This window comes from Bradyrhizobium sp. (assembly GCF_049581145.1).
GTDB lineage: Bacteria > Pseudomonadota > Alphaproteobacteria > Rhizobiales > Xanthobacteraceae > Bradyrhizobium.
Genome location: NZ_JBAURI010000807.1, coordinates 1 through 5,299, shown reverse-complemented (window position 1 = coordinate 5,299; position 5,299 = coordinate 1). Strand labels below are relative to the sequence as shown.

Here is a 5,299-nt window from a genome sequence, read left to right as displayed (position 1 = left end):
ACTTTCGAGGTGTCCGACGGCACGATCTATTACGCGCTCGCAGCCCTCAAGGGCGTCGGTCCGCAGGCGATCGAGCTGATCGTGGAGGCGCGCCGGGGCGGCCTGTTCACCTCGCTTGCCGATTTCGCGGCGCGAGTGAACCCGCGGGCGATCAACAAGCGGGTGATCGAAAGTCTCGCCGCGGCCGGCGCCTTCGATGTGCTCGATGCCAACCGCGCGCGGGTGTTCGCGGGCGCCGACGCGATCCTGGCTGCGTGCCAGCGCAGCCATGAAGCTGCGACTATCGGCCAGAACGACATGTTCGGCAACGCGGCCGACGCGCCGACCATCATGCTGCCGCAGATCGAGCCGTGGCTACCGGCGGAGCGGCTGCGCCGCGAATACGACGCCATCGGCTTCTTCCTGTCCGGCCATCCGCTCGATGACTACGCCACCGTGCTGAAGCGCCTGCGGGTGCAAAGCTGGGCGGAGTTTTCCCGCGCGGTGAAGACCGGCGCCACCGCCGGCAAGGTCGCTGCCACCGTGGTGTCGCGCATGGAGCGGCGGACCAAGACCGGCAATAAGATGGGCATCATGGGATTGTCCGATCCGACCGGCCATTTCGAGGCGGTGCTGTTCTCCGAAGGGCTCGCGCAATATCGCGACGTGCTGGAGCCCGGCGCTGCCGTGCTGCTGCAGCTCGGGGCCGAATTGCAGGGCGAGGACGTGCGCGCCCGCGTGCTGCATGCCGAACCGCTCGACGATGCCGCCGCCAAGACGCAAAAGGGATTGCGTATCTTTGTCCGCGATACCAGGCCGCTGGACTCGATCGCCAAGCGGTTGCAGTTGCCGGAGACGACGCCGTCCAACGGCGCCGCGGCGCCGAAGGGCGCTGCGCCTGCCACCGTGCCGCGGATGGCGGGAGCCGACGGCGAGGTTTCGCTGGTGATGATGCTCGACCTGCAGACCGAGGTGGAGATGAAATTGCCCGGCCGCTTCAAGGTCTCGCCGCAGATCGCAGGGGCCATCAAGGCGGTCTCCGGCGTGGTCGACGTGCAGACGCTGTAAGCGGGCGTGCGATCGTGACAGGCTCGTGACCGTGGGGCTGGCGGTCCGCGAAGCCGGTGCGCGGGCGCGCCAAGTCCAGCACGCTGAGCGATCTTTCACGGATGGATGCGCTCGACGGGCTGATTGATTCTCAAATCGACGAAGGCAGTCGATGTTGCAACCACGCCGTGCGTTGGCTAAACCATGCGGGAAGCTTGCCGACATTCAATTTGGCGAATACAAAACAAGCGGTCGCCATTAAGGGGCTTTGCGACGCAACGTTGATCGGGGGACGTCTTGACTGTTTCGATGGCCGGCGTCGCGCGCGCGCTTTTGCTTTTGGCGGTCGCAGCGATTGACGGCGGTGCTACGCAGGTGGCACAGGGTGAGTCCTCTGCGGCTGAGACCATCTACGCGTCGGCGCCGCCCCGGCTCCTGCAGATTCGCACATTGGTCGCTGATGCTGATCGGCAGACCTCAACCGGCTCGGGATTTCTCGTTACTGCCGATGGGCTTGCGATCACCAATTATCACGTGGTCGCGCAGGTTGCGCTTGAGCCGAAGACCTACCGCCTTGAATATGCGGCGGCCGATGGCAGCCACGGCGCCGTCACCGTGTTGGCCATAGACTTGGCGAACGATCTTGCGATCATCCGTCTCGACAAGCATGACGCTCCCTTCTTCATCTTCGATGACAGGGCGATGGCGGGCGATTTGCCCAAAGGCGAACGCCTCTACTCGATGGGCAATCCTCTCGACCTCGGCTTCACCATCAGCGAAGGCACCTATAACGGTCTGGTGGAACACAGCTACAATGAACGAATCCACTTTACCGGCGCGCTCAACCCTGGCATGAGCGGGGGTCCGACCGTTGGCCCCGAGGGTCGCGTCGTTGGCATCAACGTTGCGACCCGCAGGGGAGGGCAACTGGTCAGTTTTCTGGTGCCGGCGCGATTTGCCGCGGCATTGCTGCAGCGTGTGCGCGAGCGTGAGGCGGCTCCGGACCTGCATGCCGAGATTGCGCAACAGCTGACCGTGTGGCGATCGGGGCTCTATAAGGCGCTCGGCGATGAGGGCTTTCGTTTCACCGCACTCGGGTCCTATTCGGCGCCCGAGACCAAGGCGCTCTGGTTCAATTGCTGGGCCAACACCAATGCCGGTGCTACGCCGGCGCCGCGCGCCAGCATCAATTCGACCAGTTGCACAAGTGATACGGGTCTGTTTGTGGCCACCGATCTGAACACCGGAATAGTCCAGATCAGTCATTCCTATGCCAAGACCATCGATCTCAATCAGTTCCAGTTCGCCACCCTGCTGACCCAGTTGAGCCAGCCGCGCCTTGTCGGCGGCGGCCCGTTCCGCAAGTGGTACACGCCGGAGCGTTGCCACGAAGACTTTGTGAGCGCCGCTCCCGCGCCGGACCGCCCGCCGCTCAGGGCCACCTGGTGCGCGCGGGCCTATCGTGAGTTCGAGGGGCTTTACGATGTCGTCCTGGTCGCCGTCACCCAGGACCACGGCAGCGAAGCCCTGGTCTCGCGTTTGAGCCTGCAGGCCGTGGGGTACGACGACGCCATAGCGCTCGGCAGGCGCTTTCTCGAAGCTTTGCAAGTGTCCAAATGATCTGGGTCGAGATCCTGTCGCGCCACCGCGACATCGCAGCCCGCTTCCGGATCACGGCACCGGAAGTGCGGATCGGTCGCGGCTATGACAACGACGTCATCGTCGACGATCCCTATGTGGCTGCACAACATCTGCGCGTCTTCCGCGACGAGGCCGGGCAGCTTGTCGCGGAGGATTTGGGGAGTGCCAATGGCACGTTCCTGGACGGCAGCCGGAGCCGACTCGCGCGCGTCGTCGTTGACGGCAAGCAGCCTATCCGCATCGGACAAACGTATCTGCGCGTTCGCGAACCGAGCCATGAGGTCGAGCCGGAACGAACGGCACGACCGCAGTGGCGAATCTTGCCGGTCGTTGTCGCCGCGGCACTCGGAGCGGCCGTGTTGGGAATGGATGCGCTGAGGATATGGCTCAGCCAAGTAACCGAAGCCCGGGCTTCGAGCTATCTCACGCCGCTGCTGTCTGGTTTGGCCGTGATCGTGGTCTGGGTCGGGATCTGGACGCTGCTTTCGCGAATATTCTCCGGGCGCTCGCATCTCATCCGCAACCTGCTCATTGCACTCGCGGGCCTTTTCGCCTTCTCGCTCTACAACGAACTTGCGCAGTACCTGGCCTTCGGCTGGACCTGGTCGGCCGCCAGTACCTACCAATATGTCGCGGCCTGGTCGGCCCTTGCGGTCGTCTGCTTCCTTCATCTCCGGGGGGTTGGACCTGGAAGAGTATGGTTGAAGGCGGCTCTCGTGACGGCACTGCTCGTCGTCGCGGTTACCGTGGAGCAGCTGCAGCGCTCGGAGGCTTTTTCCGACTCCGGTCGACAAACCACGGCCCATGTGTTGATGCCGCCGGCACTCCGCGCCGTGCCTTTCCGCGACGAAGCCGCTTTCTTCGGTGAAATCGCGGACCTCAAGCCGAAGCTTGACCGCGACCTTGCTGAGGCCAGGACTGCCGAGGCAACGACTTCTGAGGCCAGGACTGGTGAGGCCAGGACTGGTGAGGCCAGGACTGGTGAGGTTGGCCGGTAGGTTGTGCAATTCCCCAGGGGGCGATCAGACGCCGTGCCCCATTACCAGCGGTTCTTGTTCAAGTGACATTCAGTCAGCGGCATGCTCAATGCGCGGAACTGTGTTGCCATCAAACAAGCCGGACAAGCCATGCAAGCCGTCAGGACCTTCTCGTTTTTCTCGTTTTGCCTGCTTCTGATTTTCTGTCTTCCGGCAATAGTCGGCCCCGCTGCAGCGCAACCCCAGCAGGAGAAGCGAATCGCGCTTGTGGTCGGCAACGGCGCCTACGCCAAGGGTCCGCTGGCGACCACGGCCAATGACGCCGGCCTGATCGCCCAGACCTTGCAGGCAGCGGGCTTCGACGTGATCGGCGCCCGCGACCTCGATGGCGACACGCTTCGCAAGAGTTTTCGCGATTTCATCCAGAAGGCGCAGGCCTCGCCGGCCGACACGGTCGCGATGGTCTATCTCGCCGGCTACGGCGTCCAGATCGCAGGCGAGAACTACTTCGTACCGGTCGATTCCACGATCAACAGCGATACCGATATTCCGATCGAGGGGCTGCGGATCAGCGACTACACCCGCGAGCTTGCGGCGATCCCGCTCAAGGCCAGCATCGTGGTGCTGGATGCGGCGCGGCAGCAGCCCTTCATCGAAGGTGGCCAGCCGATTGCCGGCGGGCTTTCGATCGTCGAACCGGACGCCAACATGCTGATCGCGTTCAATGCCGCACCCGGCACGGTCGCGCCGAGCGAGCCAGGACCTTACGGCATCTACGCACAGTCGCTCGCCGAAATGATCCGGACCGGCGGATTGTCGCTGCCGGACGTGTTCGATCGCGTGCGCCTGCGCGTCAGCGAGGCGAGCAAGGGCGCGCAGGTGCCGTGGGATGCGCAGAAGATCCGGGCGCCGTTCACCTTTTTCGATCGCGCCGCGGACGCGCCGCCGACCCAGGGGCCGTCAGATCAGGTCGCCGCGATCCGCGACCGGCCGATCCGCGACCTCGGCGCGCAGCAGGCCTATACGGCTGCGCTCGAACGGGACACGCTACAGGCCTATGAGGAGTTTCTCGCGGCCTATCCCAACGATCCGCTGGCCAAGCGGGTGAGGGCGATCGTGGCCGCGCGCCGCGAGGAAATCACCTGGCGCAGCTCCTATCGCGCCGATACGCCCGATGCCTACTGGTCCTATTTGCGGCGCTATCCGCGCGGACCGCATGCTGGCGATGCGCGCCGGCGTCTGGCGATCCTGACCGCTCCGTTGGAGCCGCCGCCATCATTTGCAATGATCGACTATGACGTACCGCCGCCGCCGCCGGACGAGATCGTCTATGTCGATCGCCCGGTGTTGATGTTCGACGATCCCGACTTCGGCTTTGTGCCGCCGCCACCGCCGCCGGTCTTCTTCCTGCCACCGCCACCGCCGGACTTCGTGGTGCTGCCGCCGCCCTTTGTCGCCGTTGGACTGTTCGTGCTGCCACAGCCGCGATTTGTGCCGATACCGGCGTTCGTCCGGCCGCCCGCCTATGTCGCGGCGCCGCCGAACAACATCATCTACAACAATATCCACAATACAACCGTGATCAATACGGTCATCAATCAGCCTCCGCCGCCGCCCGGCAGTCCGGCAGCTGCGGCCGCTGGGCAGCCCCACGG

At 64.5% G+C, this 5,299-nt stretch carries 3 protein-coding genes and 1 pseudogene; all 4 read left to right on the top strand.

Going from position 1 to position 5,299, the window contains the following annotated elements:
• Nucleotides 1–1,047: pseudogene (locus WCB02_RS26440) on the top strand (DNA polymerase III subunit alpha); the annotation flags it as partial.
• A 288-nt stretch (nt 1,048–1,335) separates the two neighbouring features.
• Nucleotides 1,336–2,646: a S1C family serine protease gene (locus WCB02_RS26435; protein WP_423962710.1), complete on the top strand. Its 1,311-nt coding sequence runs from the start codon at nt 1,336–1,338 to the stop codon at nt 2,644–2,646.
• On the top strand, nt 2,643–3,665 hold the full coding sequence (locus WCB02_RS26430; protein ID WP_423962709.1) for an FHA domain-containing protein: 1,023 nt from the start codon (nt 2,643–2,645) through the stop codon (nt 3,663–3,665). The genes WCB02_RS26435 and WCB02_RS26430 overlap by 4 nt, the downstream gene beginning before the upstream one ends.
• Nucleotides 3,666–3,794: 129 nt before the next feature.
• The coding region (locus WCB02_RS26425) for a caspase family protein (protein ID WP_423962708.1) at nt 3,795–5,299 on the top strand (1,505 nt) is incomplete at its 3' end.